We start from the raw sequence: 19,968 nt of genomic DNA on the forward strand, positions 1-19,968 counted from the left end.
AGCCCCCGTCCGGGATGGCCGGGCCACCCCGCTGGGTGCCGACCCCGGCGGTGCGCGCCTCGCTCTGGCTGCACGGCGCCGGGCTGCTGGCCCTGGGGGCTGCACCGGGGGTCTGGCCCTGGGTGCTGGGCGTGCTGGCGGCCGACCATGCGGTGCTGGGGCTGGTCGGCATGCGGCCGCGCAGCACGCTGCTGGGCCCCAACCTCTCGCGCCTGCCGCCCGCCAGCGCGGCGCGCGGCGAGGTGGCGCTGACCTTCGACGACGGTCCGCACCCCGGGGTGACGCCACGCGTCCTCGACCTGCTGGAGACGGCGGGCGCCACGGCCTCCTTCTTCCTGATCGGCGAGCGGGCCACCCGGCATCCGGCACTGGTGCGGGAGATCCTGCGGCGCGGCCACGACGTCCAGAACCACACCCAGACCCATCCGCTGAGCTTCGCCCTGCGCGGGCCCTTCGCCCAGCGGCGGGAGATCCTGCGCGCGCAGGCCGCGCTGATGCAGGCGGGCGCCGAGGCGCCGCGCTTCTTCCGCCCCCCGGCGGGGCTGCGCAACCCGCTGCTGGACCCGGTGCTGGCGGGCGCCGGGCTGGGCTACGTCTCCTGGACCCGGCGCGGGGCCGACGCGCTGCTGGCGGATGCGGATCGCGTGCTGCGCCGCCTGCTGCAAGGGCTGGCAGCAGGAGACATCCTGCTGCTGCACGACGGGACATGGCGGAAGGACGCCGCCGGGCAGCCGGTGATCCTGACGGTGCTGCCGCGCCTGCTCGCGGCGCTGGACGCCGCCGGGCTGCGCGGCGTGTCGCTGACCCGGGCCCTGGCCGGGCCGCTTCGCCCGGAGGTGCAGGAGTCCCTCCGGCAGCAGCGATCCGCCGCATGATCCCGGATGTCCGGGCGCAAGGCCGGGGACGCCCTCCCCCCTTCCGCACCCCGGGCCCCTGCGGGAGTCTGGCACTCGCGACAAGGGTCGGACGACGGACTGAAGCGAACGACGCGATGCCCTGGTCCGTGCCGGCGCGGGGGGGGGGGCGCCCGTGGCCCGGGGGCAAGGCTCTGCCTCGCCCCCGTACCCCCACTCCGCCAGGACCCTGCGGGCCCTGGACCCGATCAGCGCTGCCGCGGGATAGCCTGCGACGGGGTCGATGCGCCGAGGAGCCATGCTCCTCGGCAGGTACGGCCTCTGTTCTCGCTGACGCCTTTGAAGCTTTTTCGGAGTCCCGCCTGTCCGAGCTCCGTCAGGGTTCAGCCCGGAGGCTGACGTTCACCGCGAAGAGCCAACTCCCAGCGGGGACCGGGGCCCGCTTGTGGCCCCGGCAGGGGAGGGTCTGGGAGGGGACGGCGTCCCCTCCCAGTCCGACGCCGGAACACCATAGCACAACGGGCCAGGCCGGCGAATCGCGCGGTGCCTGTCAGCCGATGCGGCGGTAATCCAGCCCGCGGGCCAGCCAGCAGCCCAGGGTGAGGCCCTCGATCCCGCCGGTTGCGTCGCGGCGGAAGGCGAGGGTCCAGTCGCCCGGCGGGGTATGATCCAGGGCGCGCGGGCAGGGCAGCGCCCAGAGGTCGGGCCCGATCGGCTCCAGCAGTTCCATGCGGCCCTGGCCCAGGAAGCCGGAGAAGCCACCATAGAGGACGCCGCCGGCATCCACGACCGTCACCTCCGCCTCCAGCTCGGCGCAGCGGTAGCGGCCGGCGATGTCCGTCGCGGCGGCGCCGTCGCAGGGTTGCAGGCGGGTGCTCTGGTTCTCTTGCGGCCGGTCCATCCACAGCCCGTCCGCGGCCTGGCGCAGCCGGGTGCGCCCGTTGTCGGCGCTGCCGTCCTCGCGCAGCTCCAGCCGTTCCGCCGAATGGCCGTAGCGCAGGCGCAGCGTACCGGGGCCGGCGGCGTCGATGCGGACGGCGAGGCCGCTTTCCGGCTCGCGATAGGCGCCCAGCCAGCTGGGCGGCAGCACGGGCTCCGGCGCGGCCGGCCGCGCCTCGCCCAGCACGGCCGCGAGCAGATCCAGCGCGGCCGCGTGGGCGTCGGAGAGGTGGTTGAACATCACCACCACCGAGACGCGCTCCGCCGGCAGGTAGAAGCGGTGGCTACGCCAGCCGCGCAGGGCGCCGCCATGGCCGGTCAGCGCCCGTCCGAACTCCTGCCCGCGGCCCAGCCCGAAGCCGTAGGGCGCCGACGCGCCGCCGGCGAAGGCGACGGGCACCGAGAGCCGCCGGTAGAGCGAATCCGGATCGTCGCGGGTGGCGTCGATCCAGCGCTCCCAGGCGATCATGTCGTCCAGGCTGGCGCCCAGCCCGGCATCGCCGGTCCACAGCACGCGATTCTCCGCCGCCCGGAAACCGCCGGCCTGGCTGCCCTCGTAGCCCTCCGTCCCGTCGGGCATGGCGCGGGTGTCGGCGGCGAGGAGGGCGCCGCCCATGCCGGCACGGTCGAGGACGTGGCTCCGCAGCAGCTCCCCGAAGCCGCGGCCGGTGCGCTCCTGCAGGATGTCGGAGAGCAGGCGGAAGTTCTGGTTGACGTAGGAATAGCGCGTGCCCGGCGCGAAATGCAGGGTGCGGGTGCCGGCGATGACCCGCTCCGCCTCGGCATCGCCGAAGGGCGCCTCGGCCGGCGATCCGTGCAGCATCGCCACCGCCCAGTAGTCGCGCAGCCCGGACTGGTTGTGGCACAGGTGCAGGATGCCCGGCGCCGGTTGCTCCAGCCGCGGCAGCCGGGCGCGCAGGTCGCCGTCCAGCACCGTGGGGTCCGGGAAGGCGTCCAGCAGCGTCGCGCAGGTGAACTGCTTGGTGAGGGAGCACATCCGGAACAGCGTCCGCGGCGTGAAGGCGATCCGCCGCTCGGCATTGGCCCAGCCCCAGGCATGGCGGGCGACCACCTCGCCCCGGCGCAGTATGGCGGCCGCGCCGCCCGGTCCGGGATAGGCGCGCGGGAGGGCGGCGAGGGCGCGGTCGAGGGCGGCGGCATCGGTCATGCCCGGCAGTGTTGCGGCTGGCGCGGCCGGCCGCCAGTGCCGGACGCGAGGCTCTTGTCCCGGCGGCGGGCGCCCGCCACCCTGCCGGGCATGCCGATCCAGCCTGACACCGACCGCTTCCTCGCCGACCTGAACGCGCTCCGCCGCATCGGGGCGTACAGGACGGGCGTCCACCGCCCGACCTTCTCGCCCGAGGACATGGAGTCCCGCCGCTGGCTGATGGAGCGCATGGCCGAGGCGGGGCTGGAGCCCACCATCGACGGCATCGGCAACGTCTACGGCCGCCATCCCGGGCCGGGGCCGAAGCTGCTCGCCGGCAGCCACATCGAATCGCAGAACCAGGCGGGCTGGCTGGACGGGGCGCTGGGCGTCGTCTCCGCGCTCGCCCTGGCCCGCGCCGGGCTGCCGGTGGACGTGGTCGCCTTCGCCGACGAGGAGGGGCACTACGGCTCCTTCATCGGCTCGCGCTCCTTCACCGGGCTGCTGGAGGAGGCGGAGATCGACCGCCTCGCCAACCGCTACCACGGCAAGCCGCTGCGCGACGCGCTGGCCGAGGCGGGGCTGGCCGGCAAGCCGCGCCTCGCCCTGGAGGAAGGCCGCCACAAGGGCTTCCTGGAGATGCACATCGAGCAGGGCACGACGCTGGAGAATGCGGGCGAGCAGGTGGGCGTCGTCACCGGCATCGTGGCGATCTGGCAGTACCGCATCCTGTTCGAGGGCATGCAGGACCATGCCGGCGGCACCACCATGATCGAGCGCCGGGATGCCGGCCTCGCCGCCGTGCGGATGCTGGCCTGGCTGGACGCGGAGTTCCCGAAGCATTGCGGCGAGCGCACCGTCTGGACCTGCGGCCGCATCGCCCTGGAGCCCGGTGCGCCCTCGATCATCCCGGGCAGCGCCGAGGTGCTGTTCCAGTTCCGCGACATCTCCATGGAGGTACTGGAGCGCCTCGACGGCGTGCTGCGCCGCGCCGTGTGGGAGAGCAACCGGCGCGAGCGCTGCACCGCCACGCTGGAGGTGGTGAGCCAGTCGAAGCCCGCCCTCTGCGACCCGGGGCTCCAGGCGGCTCTGGCCGGGGCCGCGGAGGCCCTGGCGCCGGGACGGTGGCGCCACATGCCCTCCGGCGCCGGGCACGACGCCCAGTATTTGGCGCGGAAGATGCCGGCGGCGATGCTCTTCGTGCCCTCGATCGGCGGCATCAGCCACCACTGGGCGGAGGATACGAAGCCCGAGGACCTCGCCATGGGCCTGCGCGTCCTGGCCGAGGGCGCGCGACGCTACCTGGAGGGGTAGCCGGCGAGGGGTAGCCGGCGCGCGGCGCCGGCGGCCCCTCCCCGGGGGCCGGCACCGCCGCGGGGATACGGAGGTCCGCTTCAGGGATCCTCGGACTTCCAGCTCAGGTAGATGCCGACGTCGCCCGGCTTGCCCTCCGGGTAGTCCATGATGACGGGGCGCACCACGAAGCCGCGCGGCTGCAGCTCGCGCCGGTAGAAGTCGTAGGCGCGGGCGGCGAAGCCATCCAGCCGCGTGTGCCAGTCCGGCTGGCCGCTGGTGACGGAGCGGCCGCTATCCGTCATCCAGTCCGAGGGGAAGCGCATCACCAGCACCTCCCGCTCGCCCCGCATCGCCGCCCGGCGGATCAGGGTCTGCAGCCGCTCCAGCGCATCCGGCGGCACCTGGCGCTCGCGGAAGGCGCGGTGGAGCGCGCCGCGCTCCTGCCGGCGCTGCTGCGCGGCGCGGCGCGCCTCCTCCGCCTGCTCCGCCCGCCGGCGGTCCATCCAGGCGCGGATGCTGGCGGCGTCGAAGGAGAAGTCCGATCCCTGGTCGCTCATGCGGCCATTGTCGGACGAAGCGGCGCGCCGAGCCACCCCGGCCGGGGCCGCCCGCCGTCAGCGCCGGAACAGCACGCTGCCCAGCCAGCCGGCCCCGGCGGCCAGCAGGACGCAGGCCAGGCCGTAGAGCAGAGGCGCGCTGCGCGACACGTCGGCGATCTGGGCCGCGGTGCCGATTCGCTGGACGCGGAAGGCCAGCTCCTGCCGCGCCGCCACCCGGCCGCCGCGGATCAGCAGCACCTGCACGATGTAGTCGCCCGTCGGCACGGTGGAGGGCAGCGGCAGCCGCACGTGGAACAGCCGCCCGCCGGACACCTCGACCGGGGCCTCGTCCTCGTTCCACAGCTCGGCCGCCTGCTTGCGCTCGACCAGCGCCTCGCGGAACTCCGGGTCGGGACGGCCGATGGCGCGGCGCGCCAGGGCGTTGAGGCCGAGCTGCAGCTCGCGCCGCTCCGGCTGCTCCAGCAGGGCGCGCAGCGGCGCGGTGCCGGTCAGCGCGTACCAGGACGGCACGTCCTCGAACTGCGCCGAGGGACCGTTGAGCCAGATCCCCAGAACCCGCACCCGGCGCCGCACCACCGTGACCTGCGCCGGGCCCTGGGCGACCACGAGGATGTTGTCCCCGTCCGGGCCCAGCAGGCGCTCCGTGGCGCCGAAGACGAGCAGGTCGGTGCCCGCGAAGGCGGTCGTCACCTCGATCCGGCCCGCGCCCAGCTCGGCCACCAGGGCCGGGGCGCCCGGCGCGGCAGGCGCGGCCGGCGGCGGCAGGGGGATGGGCGCGCCGGGCGCCTGTGCCAGGGCCGGGATGCCCGGCGACAGGGCGCCCAGCAGCAGCGCCGCCAGGCAGAGGCCGCGGGCGACGGGACGCCGGCTGCGGCTCATCGCACCGGACCGATGGCGTAGAGGCTTTGGGGCGTGCTCAGCAGGTTCCACAGCAGGCTGAGCGCCACGCTCAGCACCAGCGCGCCCAGCAGCGCGCGCATCTCCTCGCCCCGCAGCTTGCCGCCCATGGCGGCGCCGAACTGCGCCCCCGCCACGCCCCCGGCGAGCAGCAGCATGGTCAGCACGATATCGACCGCGCCGGTCTGCAGTGCCTGCAGCAGGGTGACGCTGGCGGTCACGAAGGTGACCTGGAACAGCGAGGTGCCGATCGTCACCTGGGTCGGCACGCCCAGGATGTAGATCATCGCCGGCACCAGCATGAAGCCGCCGCCGACGCCCATGATGGCGGAGAGGATGCCGATGCCGAAGCCCACCGCCAGCGGCGGCAGCACGGACATGTAGAGGCGCGACTTGCGGAAGCGCACCTTGAAGGGCAGGCCGTGCGCCCAGCCGTGCTCGTGCAGCCGCGTGGGCTTGGCGTGGCGGCGGCGCAGGATGGCGCGCACGCTCTCCCGCACCATCAGCAGGCCGACCGTGCCCAGCACCACCACGTAGAAGAGGCTGACCGCGAGGTCGACCTGCCCCAGCCGCCGCAGCAGCACGAACAGCTGCGTCCCCGAGGCGGAGCCGGCCAGGCCGCCGGCGAGCAGCACCCCGCCCATCAGCGGATCCACGTTGCCGCGCCGCCACTGCGCGATGAGGCCGGAGACGGAGGCCCCCAGGGTCTGGTTGGCGCCCGAGGCCACCGCAACCGGCGCCGGGATACCGATCAGCAGCAGCACCGGGGTCAGCAGGAAGCCGCCCCCCACCCCGAAGAGCCCGGACAGGAACCCCACCCCTGCGCCGATTCCCAGCAGCACCAGCGCGTCCACCGACATCTCGGCGATGGGCAGGTAGACCTGCATCGCGACGTCCCCTCCAGCCCTCCCCCGCCCGATCGGCCATGCCGACCGCCGGACAGAGGTATCTACGGCGCGCCCGCCGCAGGGGACGCACCGCCATCCGCACACCATGGACTCGGGGGCGGCTGCCCCCGCCCGCCATCATCGCTGCGAAGATGGCGGGTTTCAGGCTATGCAGCGAGCCATGCCCTTTCGCGGTTGCGAAAAGGGCGGTGGACCCTCGGAGACCATCCGCGTGCGACCGATCTGCAACACCCCCGTCCCCGCCCGCCCCCTGTCGCGCCGCGGCCTGCTGGGCGCCGCCCTGGCGCTGCCGCTGGCGGCCCCCGCGCTGCGGCGCGCCGCGGCCGATCCGGCCACCCGGGTCTCCCTCCTGCACTTCAACGACTTCCACTCGCACCTGGAACCGATCGTCGCGGGCGGCGCCGCCTGCCGCGCCAACGCCACCTGCTTCGGCGGCGCCGCGCGACTCGCGACCGCCGTGGCGCAGGGCCGCGCCGCCGCCCGGGCCGAAGGCCGCGCGCCCCTGCTGCTCGATGGGGGCGACGAGTTCACGGGCACGCTGTTCTTCACCAGGCACCGCGGCATGGCCGAAGCGGCGATGCAGCGCGAGCTGGGCGTGCAGGCCATGACGCTGGGCAACCACGAGTTCGACCGCGGCCCGGCCCTGCTGGGCGCGTACCTGGCCACCCTGCCCTTCCCCATCGTCTCGGCCAACCTCGACCTGGCCGACGAGCCGGCGCTGCGCGAGCAGGTGATCCCCTGGACCGTGCTGCGCGCCGGGCGGCAGCGCTTCGCGGTGATCGGGCTGACCACGCCGGAGACGGCCAACATCGCCTCGCCCGGCCCGAACGTGCGCTTCGGCGACCCGGCCGTGGCGACGGAGCGCGCCATCGCCGAGATCCGCGCGAAGGAGCCTGGGGCGACGGTGATGCTGCTGTCGCATTGCGGCCTGCTCGCGGACCGGATGCTGGCGCGGCAGGTGGCGGGGATCGACCTGATCGTGGGCGGCCATTCCCACACCCTGCTCGCCAACGGGCTGGCCGAGGCGGAGGGGCCGGCCCCGGTGCTGGAGGACGGGCCGGACCGTCCCGTGCGCATCGTCCAGGCGGGGGCCTATGGCCGCTACCTCGGCCGGCTGGACCTGGACCTCGCCGAGTCCGGCCGCATCGCCGGCCATGCCGGGCTCGTGCGGGAGCTGGGCGCCGATGTCGCGCCCGACCCGGTGATGGCGGCCATCGTCGCCACCTTCGCGGCCCCCCTGGAGGAGCTGCGCCGCAGCGTGGTGGCGCGCATCCCCGAAACCCTCTCGATCGACGGCTGCCGCGTCGGCGAATGCGCCATCGGCAACCTGATGGCGGACTCCCTCCTCGCCGCCACGCCGCGGGCCGAGGTCGCGCTGTCCAATGCCGGCGGCATCCGCGCCGGGCTGGTCGCCGGCAACGTCACCATGGGCGACGTGCTGGCCATGCTGCCCTTCAACAACACCGCCGTCGTCATGCGGCTGCGCGGCGACGACCTGCGCCTGGCGCTGGAGAACGGCGTCTCCCAGGTCGCGGCCACCGCCGGGCGCTTCCCCGTCTTCGCCGGCCTCCGCGCCGCCTGGGACCCGAACGCCCCGGAGGGGAAGCGAGTGACGGTGCTGGAGGTCGCCGGCAAGCCCTTCGACCCGGGCGCGCTCTACCGCGTGGTGACCAACAACTTCATGGCGCGCGGCGGGGACGGCTACGACAGCCTGCGCGACGGCGGCCAGGAGGTGGTGGATATCGGCACGCCCTTGCAGGACCCGCTGATCGACTTCCTCACCGCCGGGCGCCCACTGCCGGGCATCGACGGCCGCCTGGGGCGACGCTGAGCGCACCGTCTTGCCGGCCGGCGCCTCCGGTGCCCTGATCCCCGCGAGAAGGAGTCGCCGATGCGCCGTCTGATGCCCGCCCTGGCCCTGCCCCTGCTGCTCGCCGCCTGCGGCGGAGGAGAGGCCGGCCCCGCCGAGCGCACCGGCCGCTCGCTGGACCGCGCCGCCGAACGCACCGGCGCCGCCGTGGGCCGCGGCGCCCGCGCCACGGGCGACGCCCTCGGCCGCGCCGGCAACTGGGTGGGAGAGAAGATGGACCCCGCCCCGGAACCCGCCGCGCCAGCCCGGGCCTACTGACCGAGGCGCCGCCCCGATCATCTCGGGGCTCGCCAACCCACTGCGTCGTTCCCCCGGCAGCCGCAGGAACCCATCCGGACGGCGGGATGCCTTGGTCCGTGCCGGCGTGGTAGCCGTGGCCCGGGGGCAAGGCGCTGCCTCGCCCCCGTACCCCCACTCCGCCAGGACCCTGCGGGCCCTGGACCCGATGGGTGCTGCCGCAGGACAGCCTGACACGGGGTCACAGTGCCGAGGAGCCATGCTCCTCGGCGGGCACGGCCTCCATGCTCGCGGACGCCTTCTGAAGTTTTTCCAGAGTCCCACCTGTCCGCGCGCCGTCAGGGTTCAGCCCGCAGGCTGACGGCGGCCAAGAAGCACCAGACTCCCAGCGGGGTCCGGGGCCCGCTTGTGGCCCCGGCAGGGGAGGGTCTGGGAGGGGACGGCGTCCCCTCCCGGTCCGCCGCCGGAACGCCACAGCACAACGGGTCAGATCGTTCAGCCGCCGGTGTCAGGTCCTGCCGGACAGGGGGCCGCAGGGGCAGGGCGGGTCCATCCCCGTCGCGCGTGGCCGGCCGCCGGACGTGTCCGGTCAGCCTGTTCCGGCCTGCATGCGTCCGCGCAGGGCCTGGACGGGGATGGTCATCACCAGGGCGAAGGCCAGGCACATCATCACGCCGCTGAGGGTGAAGGAGGCGGCGATGGCGCCGCGATAGGCGTCGACCACGGCGGCGTGCTGGGGGCCGCCCAGGGTTTCCACCTCGCGGATGCCGTGTTCCAGCAGGGCCGGGACGTCGATCCCCACGGCCTGCGCCGCCAGGCGGCTGTTCAGCCAGGCGATCATCAGGGCCCCGGAGAGGGAGACGCCCAGCGCGCCGCCGAGGGAGCGGATGAAGTTCATCGAGGAGGTGGCGACGCCCATCTGGGCCTGCGGCACGGCGTTCTGCACCGCGACCGTGACGTTGGGCATGCCGACGCCCATGCCGAGGCCCAGCGCCAACAGGACGCAGCCGAAGGCGAAGGGGCTGGCGTCGAGCCGCGCCATGACGGCCAGGGCGGCCAGGGCGAAGGCCTCCAGCCCCACGCCCGCCAGCAGGAAGGGCTTCAGGCGCCCGGTGGCCGAGACCATCCGGCCGCCGAGAACGGAGGAGAAGAGCATGCCGCCGACCTGCGGCAGCATCATCATCCCCGCCCTGACCGGGGTCATGCCCAGCACCAGCTGGAAGTAGAGCGGCAGGAAGACCGTGGCGCCGAGCATGGCGAAGACCATCAGCCCCGCCGTGGAGACGCCCAGGGTGAAGGTGCGGATGCGGAAGAGCGGCAGGTTGACGATGGGCTCCGCCGCCCGGCGCTCCTGCCGCAGGAACAGGGCGAAGAGCGCCAGCACCGCCACGCCCAGGCCCAGGATGACGGGCGAGACCCAGCCATGCTCCGTCCCGCCCCAGCTCAGCAGCAGGAGCAGGGCCGTGGTCCCCGCGGCGAGGAGCGCCGCCCCGGCATAGTCGATCCGCCGGGCGGCCAGCGGCGCCGGGGGCGAGCGCAGCCCCATGGCCAGCATGGCCAGCGCCAGCGCGCCCAGCGGCAGGTTCACGTAGAACACCCAGTGCCAGGACAGCGCCGAGGTCAGCGCGCCGCCGATCAGCGGCCCAGCCACGCTGCTGACGGCGAAGGCCCCGGTGAACAGGCCCTGGTAGCGGCCGCGCTCGCGCGGCGGCACCACGTCGCCGATCACCGTCTGCGCCAGGGTGATGAGCCCGCCGGCGCCCAGCCCCTGGAGCGCGCGGAAGGCGATCAGCTGCGTCATGGACTGCGCCAGGCCGCACAGCGCGGAGCCGAGCAGGAACAGCCCGATCGCCACCATGAACAGGCGCCGCCGGCCGTACATGTCGCTCAGCTTGCCGTAGAGCGGCGTGGTGGCGGTGGAGGTGAGCATGAAGGCCGTCACCACCCAGGACAGGTGGGAGGCGCCGCCCAGGTCGGCCACGATGCGCGGCAGGGCGGTGGCGACGATGTTCTGGTCCAGCGCCGCCAGCACCAGCACCAGCAGAGCGCCGCCCATGATGATGCGGAAGCGACGGGCCGGGAGGGAGGGCGGCGGGGCGGGCGGGGCGAGGCGCTCGGCGGGGGTGTTGACGTCCATCCTGCTCACGGCGATCGGTGCGGGGGACGGATGCACCCCCCGGGCGATCCCGTCCAGCCACGCCGCCGCCGCGCGCGCATGCGTGACCGGGCACCGGATGGGGCGGCGCGACGGGACGGCGGGACCGCCGGGGCTCAGCCGGCGGGCCAGGGCTCCCGCCCGTACCAGCGGCGGATCTTGGGCGAGACGATGGCCGAGGCGGCCAGCACCGTCAGCCCGCCATCCACCGGCAGGTCCACGCCGTTGACGAAGCCCGCCTCGTCGGAGGCGAGGAACAGCGCGGCATAGGCCACGTCCTCCGGCTCCCCGGCGCGGCCCACCGGATAGGCTTCGAGGGTGGTGCGCAGGTCGGACTCGCTCAGCCCCTCGCGGGTGCGTTCGGTCAGCACCAGCCCGGGCGAGAGGGCGTTGCAGCGGAGGCCGCGTGGCCCGTACTCGATGGCGATCTGCAAGGTCAGCGCGCACACCCCGCCCTTGGCGGCGGTGTAGGCGGGCAGGCGCGGGTTGCCGTGGATCTGGTTGACCGAGGCGAGGTTGACGATGCTGCCGCGCCCGCGCGGGACCATCGCGCCGACCGCCGCGCGGCACATCCGGAACACCTGGCCCAGGCAGTTCTCCTGCGCGAAGGCCCAGTCCTCGTCGGTGGTGTCGAGCAGCGACGTCGCGCCATAGGCGGCGGCGTTGTTCACCAGGATGTCCAGCGGCCCCAGCGCCTCCGCCGCCGCGACCAGCCGGGCGGGGGCGGCGGGGTCCGCCACATCGGCTACCACGGGGCGCAGCACACCGCCCGCCGCCGCGACCTCGGCCGCCAGCGCATCCAGCCCCTCCGCCGTGCGATCGCAGGCGAGGACGGCGGCGCCGGCCGCGGTGAAGAGGCGCGCGATGCCGCGCCCGATCCCCTGGCCCGCGCCGGTGACCAGGGCGGTGCGCCCGGCCAGCCGCCCGGCGACGGGGCCGCGCGCGACGGGCGTGCTCATCCCTTCACCGCCCCGGCCGTCAGGCCCTGGACGAAGAAGCGCTGCACGAAGCCGAAGGCGACCACCACCGGCAGGGAGGCGAGCAGCGAGGCCGCCATCGCCCCGCCCCAGTCGCTCCGCGCCTCGCCCAGATAGCCCAGCAGCAGCCCCGGCCCCACGGTGCGCAGCGCCGGGTCGGTGATGAGGGTCAGGGCGTAGAGCAGGTCGTTCCAGGCCCACATGAAGGCGTAGAGCCCGACCGTCACCAGCCCGGGGATGGAGAGCGGCAGGACGATGCGCCGCAGGATCAGCCATTCCCCCGCCCCGTCGGCCCGCGCGGCCTCCAGGATGTCGTCGGGGATGGCGGCGAAGTTGCTGTAGAGCATGTAGATCCCCGGCGGCAGGGCGAAGACCACGTAGGACAGCACCAGCCCCAGCCGCGTGTCGAGCAGCCCCGCCCGCTGCAGCAGCGGATGCAGGCTGAGCAGCAGCACGGCGAAGGGGAACATCTGCGCCGCGATCATCAGCAGCATCAGCGCCCGCCGGCCGCGGTAGCGGAACTTGGCGAAGCTGTAGCCCGCCATCGCCGCCAGGGCCGTCGTCAGCAGCGCCCCGCCGCCGGCGGTGACCAGGCTGTTCCACAATTGCCGCGGCAGCTCGCTGCGCGTCAGCGCGCGGGCATAGTTCAGCAGGGTGGGCGATTGCGGCAGGAGGGAGGGGCGCTGGACGAAGATCTCCGCCTCGGGCTTGAGCGAGGTGAGGACCAGCCACAGCATCGGCAGGAACAGGAAGCCGCCGATCGCCAGCGCGACCAGGGCGAAGCCCAGCTTCGCGCGGGGGGAGGAGAGGTCGAGCGTCGTCATCCCGCCTTCCTCGTCGGGGGCCTCGCCGGGGGCCTCGCCTGGAGCCTCACCGGGCGTCCCGCAGGATCGAGCGCAGGTAGATCACCGACGGCACGGCGATGGTGGCGAACCACACCACGCCCACCGCGGCGGCGAGGCCGGTGTTCCAGTTGCCGAAGGCCTGGCGCTGCACCTCCACCGACAGCACGGTGGTGGCGCGCACCGGCCCGCCGCCGGTCATGGCGTAGATCACGTCGAACTGCTGGAGGTTGCCCATCGCCCCCAGCACCAGCACGATCGCCATGGTCGGCCGCAGGTGCGGCAGCACGACGTGGCGCAGCACGCGGCGGTTGCCCGCGCCGTCGATGCGCGCCGCCTCGACCAGCTCGCCCGGCAGGCTCTGGAGACCGGCCAGGAAGAAGGCGGCGAAGAGCGGCACGGAGAGCCAGGTCTTGGCCGCCACCACCGCCGCCATCGCGCCCGCCGGATCGGCCAGCCAGGCGACGGGGGCGTCCAGGGCGCCGGCCGAGAGCAGCCCCGCGTTCAGCACCCCGTACTGGGCGTTGAAGATCCAGGCCCAGAGGAAGGCCGTCACCGTCGAGGGCAGCACCCAGGGCAGCATGGAGGCCGCCCGCACCGCCGCGCGGCCGCGGAAGGGGTGGTTCAGCACCAGCGCCCAGGCGAGGCCGAGGGCGAAGGTCAGCGCCGTGGCGGCCCCCACGAAGACCAGCGTGTTGCGCCAGATCTCGCCCGCCGCCTCGTCCTCGAACAGCGAGCGGAAGTTGCCCAGCCCGATGAAGCGCGGCTCCGGGCTCAGCAGCGTCGAGCGCTGGGTGGACATCCACAGCGAGCGCAGGAAGGGGAACAGGATCACCGCGCCATAGGCGAGCAGCGCCGGCAGCATCAGCAGCACGCCGAAGCGCGCCTCGCCGCCGCCCCCCTCGCCGGCACGGCGCCGTCGGTTGCGCGGCCGGGGCGGCGCGGCGGAGCCCGACGCCGCAGCCGCCCCGCTCAACGCACCTCGCGCATCCGCGCCTCCAGCCGCCGCGCCATGTCGTCCAGCGCGGCGCGGGGCGGCTTGGTGCCGAGCAGCGCGCCCTGCACCTCCTCGCCCACCACCGTCACGATATCGGCGGCGTTGGGCCATTTGGACGGCTCGTCGCGTTCCGCCGTGGCGGCGAGCTTCGTCCAGTTGGTGACGTAGGCATCGCCCGAGAGGGTCGCGAGCGCCGACTTCGTCACCGGGAAGAGGCCCACCGCCTCGAAGTAGCGGAGCTGGCTCGCGTCGTTCAGCGCCAGGTGCTGCACCAGCCGCAGCGCCGCCCCGTCCCGCGCGGGCCGCCGCCCGCCCACCACGGGCAGGGCCAGCAGGTGGCCCCACATCACCGATTTCGGCGCATCGCCCGGCTTCGCCACGGGGGTCGCCACCGCCAGCACCTGCCCGTCCACCGCCTTGCCGCGGCCGCTGTTGTCGCGGGCGAAGCCGCGGGCCAGCGGCGCGTCGAAGTAGAAGCCCGCGCGGTCCTGGGCGAAGAGGCGGCGGCTGTCGGGCCGGTCCACGTCGCGCGCCGCCAGCCCCTCCTTCACCAGCATGGCGAGCAGGGTCAGCGTCTTCTCCCCCGCCTCGCTCGCCACCGTCACCTTGCCCGCATCGTCCAGCAGCCGGCCGCCCAGGCTCCAGAGCACGATCTGGAAGTCCGGCAGGATCGAGGCGTTGTTCTTGGTGCAGAGCGCGAAGGGCACGGACTCCGGCTGGGCCTTCTTGATCGCCCGCAGCCCCTCGACGAAGGCGTCGAGCGTCGCCGGCGGCTCGTGCAGCCCGCCCGCCTCCAGCACCTTCGCATTCGCCACCATCCCCAGCGAGCCGGCGGTCCAGGGCAGGGCGAGCTGCTTCCCCCCGATCTGGCCCAGGCGCAGCAGGCCGGGGTCGATCCGCTCCTCCATCCAGGCGCGGCCGAGCAGCGCGTCGAGGTCGGTCAGGTTGCCCAGCGGGGCGAGGGTGGGCAGCCAGCGTTCCTGCAGCTGCACCACGTCCAGCCGCTGGCCGGAGCGGATGCGCAGGATGGTGTTCTGCTGCATCTGCGCCCAGGGGAAGCCGATCACCTCCAGCTTCACGCCCGGGTTGGCGGCGGCGAAGCCGTCGAGCAGCCCGGTCAGCACGGGCTTGCTCGCCGCCTCCTCCTGGCTCCAGCCGAGATAGGTCAGCGGTTCCGGCGCCTGGGCGGCGGCGGGCCGGAGGGACGGGCCGGCGAAGGGGATGGCGGCGGCCAGCGGCGGCAGCGCCGCGGCACGCAGCAACGAACGGCGACGCAGCCCCATCGGACGCACTCCCTCGGACGCTCCGCCCGGCTTCGTGCCGGGTCGTCCGCCCAGGATAGCGCGCCCGCCGGCCGCGCCCAGCCCTTGCGAGGCGGCGCCGCCTGCCTCAGCCGCGCGGGACGTGGACGGGCACGATCTCCACCATCGCCACGCCCGCCTCGCGCATGCCCAGCTGCGCCGCCGTGCGCGGGCTGACGTCCAGCACCCGGCCGCGCCCGTGCGGGCCGCGGTCGGTGATGGTGACCACGGCCGTGCGCCCGTTCGCCAGGTTGCGCACCCGCACGCGGGTGCCGAGCGGCAGGGTCCTGCTGGCCGCCGTTGCGCCGTGCCGGTCGAACCGCTCGCCGTTGGCCATGCGCCGGCCGTGGAAGCGCGGGCTGTAGAAGGAGGCCTGCCCGCGCTGCGGCCGGATGGGCCGCGTCGCCTCCGGTCGGGCCTGCAGCCCGGCCTCGCGCCGGGTCTCCCGCGCCGCTGCCGGGGTGGACAGGGTGGCGAGGCAGAGCAGGGCGGTGGTGATGATCCGCATGGGCTGTGTCCCCCTCGTGACAAGGCTGCGCCGGGCCTGCGCCCCTGCCTCCCCCGGGGCCGGGCCTCGGGACTCAAGCGCCGGTGGGGCCCGGGGTTGCCCTGGGAGGGCAGGGTGCCGCTCGGGACGTCCCTGCACCGGGCGCATGGCTCGCCGGAGGCCGGCAAGGGCTCCGCCCCCCTCCTTCGGCGTTCCCCCGGGGAAGCGAAGCGCCTAAACCTCGGGCCATGTTCGACGCGCTGCGCGACCTGCTGGACGGGGTCACCAACTGGGCCTTCACCGCCGCCCTGCAGCCCCTGCTCTACGAGCTGGGGCTGATGGCCTGGGAGGAGGAGGCGCTGAACTGGCTGGGCTTCGTGGTCTTCGGCCTGCTGCAGGTGGCCGTGGTCTACGCCATCTGCCGGCCGCTCGAGGCCTGGCGGCCGGTCGAGCCCCGGGCCGAGAGCGGCAAGATCCGCACGGACATCGTCTATACCCTGCTGGCCCGGCTGGGGCTGCTGCCTCTCCTCGCCTTCGTGCTGCTCTCCGGGGTGGGGATCTGGCTGAATGCCGCGCTGGCCGATCTCGGCTGGGTGCCGCCCTCGCTGGAGAGCGCGCTTCCCTGGCTGCGCGACCACCAGTTCGTCGCCTTCCTCCTCTACGTCGCCATCCTCGACCTGGGCGAGTACTGGCGCCACCGCCTGCAGCACAGCCTGCCCTGGTGGTGGGCGCTGCATTCCATCCACCACGCCCAGACCCAGATGACCTTCTGGACGGACGACCGGAACCACGTCATCGACGACCTGATCGGCGCGCTCTGGCTGGGTGGCCTGGCCCTGGCGATCGGCGTGCCGCCGGAGCAGTTCCCGCTGATCGTGCTGCTGCTGCGGCTGGCGGAAGCCCTCTCCCACGCCAACCTGCGCCTGTCCTTCGGGCGGATCGGCGAACGGCTGGTGGTCTCGCCGCGCTTCCACCGGCTGCACCACGGCGTGCTCTCGGCCGGGCAGACGGGGCGCAACTACGCCGTGCTGCTGCCGGTCTGGGACTGGATCTTCGGCACCGCCGACTGGAAGCGCGACGCCTTCCCCGAGACGGGAGACCCGGAGGCCCCGGAGGCGCTGGTCTCCGGCGGCTGGTGGCGGCAGCAGGTGGTGGGCGCCCGGCGCATGTGGGCGGCGCTGCGCGGCCGCGAGGCCGAGGCGACCCCGCGCGGGGCGGCCGCCGGACGCAGGGCCTGATCGGCGGGGCACGGTAGGCCTCCCCTCCCGGCCCCATGACCGGGGAGCCTGGGCCGGCAGGCCGGATCGCCGGGCCCGGCCGGTCGGGCCGGACGTCGCCCCGCCCCTCTTCACGAAGCCGTGGCGCGGCAGGGCTGCGTTCATTTCGGGTTGCCGCCCTTTCCCGGGACGCCTAGGGAGCGCCGCCCTGCCCGCCCTCCCCGGCGGGCTTCCCCCACCCCGTCGGAACGGCCGGAACCGCCCGGCACCCCCTGGCGCGCGGCCCCCCGCGCGGACATCGCCCGATGCCGATCCTCGCCGTCCGCCACGTCACCACCTACCGCTACCGCCAGCCGGTGAAGCTGGGGGAGCACCGCATCCTGTGCCGCCCGCGCGACGCCCAGGACCAGCGGCTGCTGGAGGCGTCGCTGGAGATCACGCCTCCCCCCGCGGAGCTGCACTGGCTGCTGGACAGCTTCGGCAACAACCTGGCCGTCGCCCGCTTCGCCGGGCGCGCGCGGGAGCTGCGGGTGGAAAGCCGGCTGCGCGTCGAGCACCGCGCGGTGCCGCCGCGCGAGGCGCTGATCCCGCCCGAGGCACGCCGCTGGCCGTTCGCCTACGATGCGGAGGAAATCCCCGACATCGCCCGCTGCATGGAGCGCCATGTCCGCGACCCGGGGCGCGTGGTGGACCGCTGGGCCCGCCGCTTCGTGCGCGACGACGGGCCGACGGAGATCACCGCCCTGCTCTCCGACATGGCACGCGCCATCCGCGAGGGCTTCACCTACCTGCGTCGCGAGGAGCGCGGCGTGCAGGAGGCGACCCGCACCCTGCAGCTGAACAGCGGCACCTGCCGCGACTTCGCGGTGCTGATGATGGAGGCGGTGCGCTCCCTCGGCCTCGCCGCCCGCTTCGTCAGCGGCTACCTGCACGTCCCCCGCCGCCCCGGGCGGGACGGCCCGCGCGAGGGCGGCGGCGCCACCCACGCCTGGGTGCAGGTCTACCTGCCCGGTGCCGGCTGGGTGGAGTACGACCCGACCAACGCGATCATCGGCAGCCACGACCTGATCCGCGTCGCGGTGGCGCGCGAGCCGTACCAGGCGATCCCGCTCTCCGGCAGCTTCATCGGCTTCCCCGACGACGACCTCGGCATGGAGGTCGAGGTGTCCGTCCGCGAGGAGACCCCGCCCGCGCCCCGCGCCCCCGGCCGGGACTCCCCCGGCGCAGCCACTTCCGCCCCGCCGCGTTCGCCCGCGGCATAGGTTTCGCTTCCCTCCCAGAACGGCCCTCCAGGCCAGGACGACCCGAAGGACCACCCACCATGCTCATCCGCTGCGGCTACGAAATCTCCTACGATTGCTGGCAGGAGGTCCCGATGGTCCTGATGCTCGGCCTCGTCCAGGACCGGCTGCCGGATCTGCGCTCGCCGCTGCAGATGACCTTCAACAAGGAGGTCCGCGCGCACAGCTACTATGACGGCTTCGGCAACTTCTGCACCCGCGTGGTGGCGCCGCCGGGCCGCTTCACCGTCTCCGCCGACTTCCTGATGCACGACAGCGGGCTGCACGACCCGATCGCCGCCGACGCCGTGCAGCACGAGGTGGCCGACCTGCCGGACGACGTCATGGTCTACCTGCTCGGCAGCCGCTACTGCGAGACGGACAAGCTGACCGACGAGGCTTGGTCGCTCTTCGGCCATACCCCCCTGGGCTGGGCGCGGGTGCAGGCGATCTGCGACCATGTCCACAACCGGATCCGGTTCGGCTACGAGTTCGCCCGCGCCACCAAGACCGCCTTCGAGGCGAACCAGGAGCAGCGCGGCGTCTGCCGCGACTACACCCACCTCGCCGTCGCCTTCTGCCGCTGCATGAACATCCCGGCGCGCTACGTCACCGGCTATCTCGGCGACATCGGCGTGCCGCCGGTGGACTACCCGATGGACTTCTCCGCCTGGTTCGAGGTCTATCTCGGGGGCCGCTGGCACACCTTCGACGCCCGCCACAACACGCCGCGCATCGGCCGCATCCTGATGGCGCGCGGGCGCGACGCCACCGACGTCGCCATCTCCACCGCCTTCGGCCGGGCGCAGCTGGCCGGCTTCAACGTCATCACCGACGAGGTGACGGACGAGGCCGCGGCCCTCGCCCGCTACAACCCGGCCTGACGGCGCGGGCCATGGAGGAGGAGCTGCCCCCGCCCGTCACCGCGGTGAACGCGGCCGGGGGATCGCCGCTGGTGCTGCTCTGCGAGCACGCATCCAACTTCATCCCCGCCCGCTACGCCGGGCTGGGGCTGATGGAGCGCGACCTGACCCGGCACATCGCCTGGGACCCCGGCGCGGCGCCGCTGGCCCGGCTGCTGTCGGAGCGGCTGGACGCGCCGCTCTTCCTCTCCGGCTATTCGCGCCTGCTGATCGACTGCAACCGCCCACCCGGCGCCCCCACCTCCATCCCCGTCCGCAGCGAGGCGACGGACATCCCCGGCAATGCGGCCATCACGCCGGAGGAGCGGGCAGCGCGCGAGGCGGCCTACTTCCTCCCCTTCCGCGACGCCGTGGCGGCGCATCTCGACGCCCGCCAGGCGGCGGGACGCCCCACCCTGCTGCTGGGCGTGCACAGCTTCACCCCCGTCTTCCTGGGCGAGGTCCGCCCCTGGCAGGCCGGCATCCTCTACGCCGGGGCAAAAGACTTCGCCGCCGCCCTGCTCGACGGGCTGCGGGCGCAGCCGGACCTGACCGTGGGCGACAACGAGCCCTATCGCATCGAACCGGAGCACGACCACACCGTGCCCGTCCACGGCGACGCCCGCAGCATCCCCGCCGCCCTGCTGGAAATCCGCCAGGACCTGATCGCGGACGACGCCGGCGTGGCGGAATGGGCCGACCGGCTGACGCCCATGCTCGCGCGCATCACACGACAGGCGCCGGCACTGGGCGGGTAGCGCGGCGATGCGCCGGCCGATCATGCGGCCAGCGGGATGACCTGACCGGTCGTGCTGTGGTGTTCGGGCGGCGGACCGGGAGGGGACGCCGTCCCCTCCCAAACCCTCCCCTGCCGGGGCCACAAGCGGGCCCCGGACCCCGCTGAGAGTCTGGTACTTCCGGTAGTGTCAGCCTCCGGGCTCAACCCTGACGGAACGCGGACAGGCGGGACTCCAGAATAGCTTTGAAGGCGTCAGAGCGGGCTGAGGCCGTGCTCGCCGAGGAGCCATGCTCCTCGGCGCCTCGACCCCTTATCAGGCTGTCCCGCGGCAGCGCTGATCGGGTCCAGGGCCCGCAGGGTCCT

General features: G+C 74.3%; 18 protein-coding genes. 8 read left to right on the plus strand and 10 right to left on the minus strand.

Going from position 1 to position 19,968, the window contains the following annotated elements:
• The first annotated feature begins 14 nt into the window (after positions 1–14).
• Positions 15–875 carry a polysaccharide deacetylase family protein gene (locus LPC08_RS18525; RefSeq protein ID WP_230449711.1) on the plus strand — a complete coding sequence of 287 codons (861 nt, stop codon included), beginning with the start codon at positions 15–17 and terminating at the stop codon, positions 873–875.
• A gap of 529 nt (positions 876–1,404) precedes the next feature.
• On the opposite strand, the gene LPC08_RS18530 is transcribed toward LPC08_RS18525, so the two are convergent.
• A complete protein-coding gene (locus tag LPC08_RS18530) occupies positions 1,405–2,961 on the minus strand; it encodes a D-aminopeptidase (protein WP_230449712.1) in 1,557 nt (518 codons plus the stop codon).
• Positions 2,962–3,015: 54 nt separating this feature from the next.
• On the opposite strand from LPC08_RS18530, the gene LPC08_RS18535 reads away from it, so the two are divergent.
• Positions 3,016–4,254 carry a Zn-dependent hydrolase gene (locus tag LPC08_RS18535; protein WP_230449713.1) on the plus strand — a complete coding sequence of 413 codons (1,239 nt, stop codon included), beginning with the start codon at positions 3,016–3,018 and terminating at the stop codon, positions 4,252–4,254.
• A gap of 80 nt (positions 4,255–4,334) precedes the next feature.
• Here LPC08_RS18535 and LPC08_RS18540 read toward each other — a convergent pair whose 3' ends face one another.
• From LPC08_RS18540 to LPC08_RS18550, 3 genes are read right to left on the minus strand one after another with little or no spacing between them, the layout of a single operon-like run.
• Positions 4,335–4,793: a hypothetical protein gene (locus LPC08_RS18540; protein ID WP_230449714.1), complete on the minus strand. Its 459-nt coding sequence runs from the start codon at positions 4,791–4,793 to the stop codon at positions 4,335–4,337.
• Between the two features lie 57 nt (positions 4,794–4,850).
• A complete protein-coding gene (locus LPC08_RS18545; RefSeq protein WP_230449715.1) occupies positions 4,851–5,675 on the minus strand; it encodes a TIGR02186 family protein in 825 nt (274 codons plus the stop codon).
• Positions 5,672–6,580 (minus strand): sulfite exporter TauE/SafE family protein, encoded by a 909-nt coding sequence (locus LPC08_RS18550; RefSeq protein WP_230449716.1) that lies wholly within the window; start codon positions 6,578–6,580, stop codon positions 5,672–5,674. Before LPC08_RS18550 ends, LPC08_RS18545 begins: the two co-directional genes overlap by 4 nt.
• A gap of 232 nt (positions 6,581–6,812) precedes the next feature.
• On the opposite strand from LPC08_RS18550, the gene LPC08_RS18555 reads away from it, so the two are divergent.
• Positions 6,813–8,432 carry a bifunctional metallophosphatase/5'-nucleotidase gene (locus LPC08_RS18555; RefSeq protein WP_230449717.1) on the plus strand — a complete coding sequence of 540 codons (1,620 nt, stop codon included), beginning with the start codon at positions 6,813–6,815 and terminating at the stop codon, positions 8,430–8,432.
• Positions 8,433–8,492: 60 nt separating this feature from the next.
• Positions 8,493–8,729, plus strand: coding sequence for a hypothetical protein (locus tag LPC08_RS18560; protein WP_230449718.1), 237 nt, complete (start codon positions 8,493–8,495; stop codon positions 8,727–8,729).
• Positions 8,730–9,297: 568 nt separating this feature from the next.
• Here the strand turns inward: LPC08_RS18560 and LPC08_RS18565 are convergent.
• The 6 genes from LPC08_RS18565 to LPC08_RS18590 all read right to left on the minus strand — a co-directional run bounded on the left by LPC08_RS18565 (position 9,298) and on the right by LPC08_RS18590 (position 15,488).
• Complete coding sequence (locus tag LPC08_RS18565) at positions 9,298–10,845, minus strand: MDR family MFS transporter (RefSeq protein WP_230449719.1); 1,548 nt, start codon at positions 10,843–10,845, stop codon at positions 9,298–9,300.
• A 134-nt stretch (positions 10,846–10,979) separates the two neighbouring features.
• Positions 10,980–11,822 (minus strand): SDR family NAD(P)-dependent oxidoreductase, encoded by an 843-nt coding sequence (locus LPC08_RS18570; RefSeq protein WP_230449720.1) that lies wholly within the window; start codon positions 11,820–11,822, stop codon positions 10,980–10,982.
• Positions 11,819–12,664, minus strand: a complete 846-nt coding sequence (locus LPC08_RS18575) for a carbohydrate ABC transporter permease (protein ID WP_230449721.1) — start codon at positions 12,662–12,664, stop codon at positions 11,819–11,821. The genes LPC08_RS18570 and LPC08_RS18575 overlap by 4 nt, the downstream gene beginning before the upstream one ends.
• A 46-nt stretch (positions 12,665–12,710) precedes the next feature.
• Positions 12,711–13,658, minus strand: a complete 948-nt coding sequence (locus LPC08_RS18580; RefSeq protein WP_230449722.1) for a carbohydrate ABC transporter permease — start codon at positions 13,656–13,658, stop codon at positions 12,711–12,713.
• Complete coding sequence (locus LPC08_RS18585) at positions 13,655–14,962, minus strand: ABC transporter substrate-binding protein (RefSeq protein WP_230449723.1); 1,308 nt, start codon at positions 14,960–14,962, stop codon at positions 13,655–13,657. Before LPC08_RS18585 ends, LPC08_RS18580 begins: the two co-directional genes overlap by 4 nt.
• A 106-nt stretch (positions 14,963–15,068) precedes the next feature.
• Entirely contained in the window at positions 15,069–15,488 is a 420-nt protein-coding gene (locus LPC08_RS18590; protein ID WP_230449724.1) for a septal ring lytic transglycosylase RlpA family protein, read from the minus strand.
• Positions 15,489–15,715: 227 nt separating this feature from the next.
• Between LPC08_RS18590 and LPC08_RS18595 the strand changes: the two genes are divergently transcribed.
• The 4 genes from LPC08_RS18595 to LPC08_RS18610 all read left to right on the plus strand — a co-directional run bounded on the left by LPC08_RS18595 (position 15,716) and on the right by LPC08_RS18610 (position 19,624).
• Positions 15,716–16,705, plus strand: coding sequence for a sterol desaturase family protein (locus tag LPC08_RS18595; protein WP_230449725.1), 990 nt, complete (start codon positions 15,716–15,718; stop codon positions 16,703–16,705).
• 284 nt (positions 16,706–16,989) lie between these two features.
• On the plus strand, positions 16,990–17,946 hold the full coding sequence (locus LPC08_RS18600; protein WP_230449726.1) for a transglutaminase family protein: 957 nt from the start codon (positions 16,990–16,992) through the stop codon (positions 17,944–17,946).
• Positions 17,947–18,005: 59 nt separating this feature from the next.
• Positions 18,006–18,848: a transglutaminase-like domain-containing protein gene (locus LPC08_RS18605; protein WP_230449727.1), complete on the plus strand. Its 843-nt coding sequence runs from the start codon at positions 18,006–18,008 to the stop codon at positions 18,846–18,848.
• An 11-nt stretch (positions 18,849–18,859) separates the two neighbouring features.
• Entirely contained in the window at positions 18,860–19,624 is a 765-nt protein-coding gene (locus LPC08_RS18610) for an N-formylglutamate amidohydrolase (protein WP_230449728.1), read from the plus strand.
• Positions 19,625–19,968 lie beyond the last annotated feature (344 nt).

The organism is Roseomonas sp. OT10 (genome assembly GCF_020991085.1).
In the GTDB taxonomy this organism is placed as follows: Bacteria; Pseudomonadota; Alphaproteobacteria; order Acetobacterales; family Acetobacteraceae; genus Roseomonas; species Roseomonas cutis.

Coding starts and splice junctions, on each gene's coding strand:
- LPC08_RS18525 (WP_230449711.1), top strand. CDS start 15: ATGGCCGGGCCACCCCGCTGGGTGCCGACCCCGGCGGTGCGCGCCTCG.
- LPC08_RS18530 (WP_230449712.1), bottom strand. CDS start 2,961: ATGACCGATGCCGCCGCCCTCGACCGCGCCCTCGCCGCCCTCCCGCGC.
- LPC08_RS18540 (WP_230449714.1), bottom strand. CDS start 4,793: ATGAGCGACCAGGGATCGGACTTCTCCTTCGACGCCGCCAGCATCCGC.
- LPC08_RS18545 (WP_230449715.1), bottom strand. CDS start 5,675: ATGAGCCGCAGCCGGCGTCCCGTCGCCCGCGGCCTCTGCCTGGCGGCG.
- LPC08_RS18550 (WP_230449716.1), bottom strand. CDS start 6,580: ATGCAGGTCTACCTGCCCATCGCCGAGATGTCGGTGGACGCGCTGGTG.
- LPC08_RS18560 (WP_230449718.1), top strand. CDS start 8,493: ATGCGCCGTCTGATGCCCGCCCTGGCCCTGCCCCTGCTGCTCGCCGCC.
- LPC08_RS18565 (WP_230449719.1), bottom strand. CDS start 10,845: ATGGACGTCAACACCCCCGCCGAGCGCCTCGCCCCGCCCGCCCCGCCG.
- LPC08_RS18570 (WP_230449720.1), bottom strand. CDS start 11,822: ATGAGCACGCCCGTCGCGCGCGGCCCCGTCGCCGGGCGGCTGGCCGGG.
- LPC08_RS18575 (WP_230449721.1), bottom strand. CDS start 12,664: ATGACGACGCTCGACCTCTCCTCCCCCCGCGCGAAGCTGGGCTTCGCC.
- LPC08_RS18585 (WP_230449723.1), bottom strand. CDS start 14,962: ATGGGGCTGCGTCGCCGTTCGTTGCTGCGTGCCGCGGCGCTGCCGCCG.
- LPC08_RS18590 (WP_230449724.1), bottom strand. CDS start 15,488: ATGCGGATCATCACCACCGCCCTGCTCTGCCTCGCCACCCTGTCCACC.
- LPC08_RS18595 (WP_230449725.1), top strand. CDS start 15,716: ATGTTCGACGCGCTGCGCGACCTGCTGGACGGGGTCACCAACTGGGCC.
- LPC08_RS18600 (WP_230449726.1), top strand. CDS start 16,990: ATGCCGATCCTCGCCGTCCGCCACGTCACCACCTACCGCTACCGCCAG.
- LPC08_RS18605 (WP_230449727.1), top strand. CDS start 18,006: ATGCTCATCCGCTGCGGCTACGAAATCTCCTACGATTGCTGGCAGGAG.
- LPC08_RS18610 (WP_230449728.1), top strand. CDS start 18,860: ATGGAGGAGGAGCTGCCCCCGCCCGTCACCGCGGTGAACGCGGCCGGG.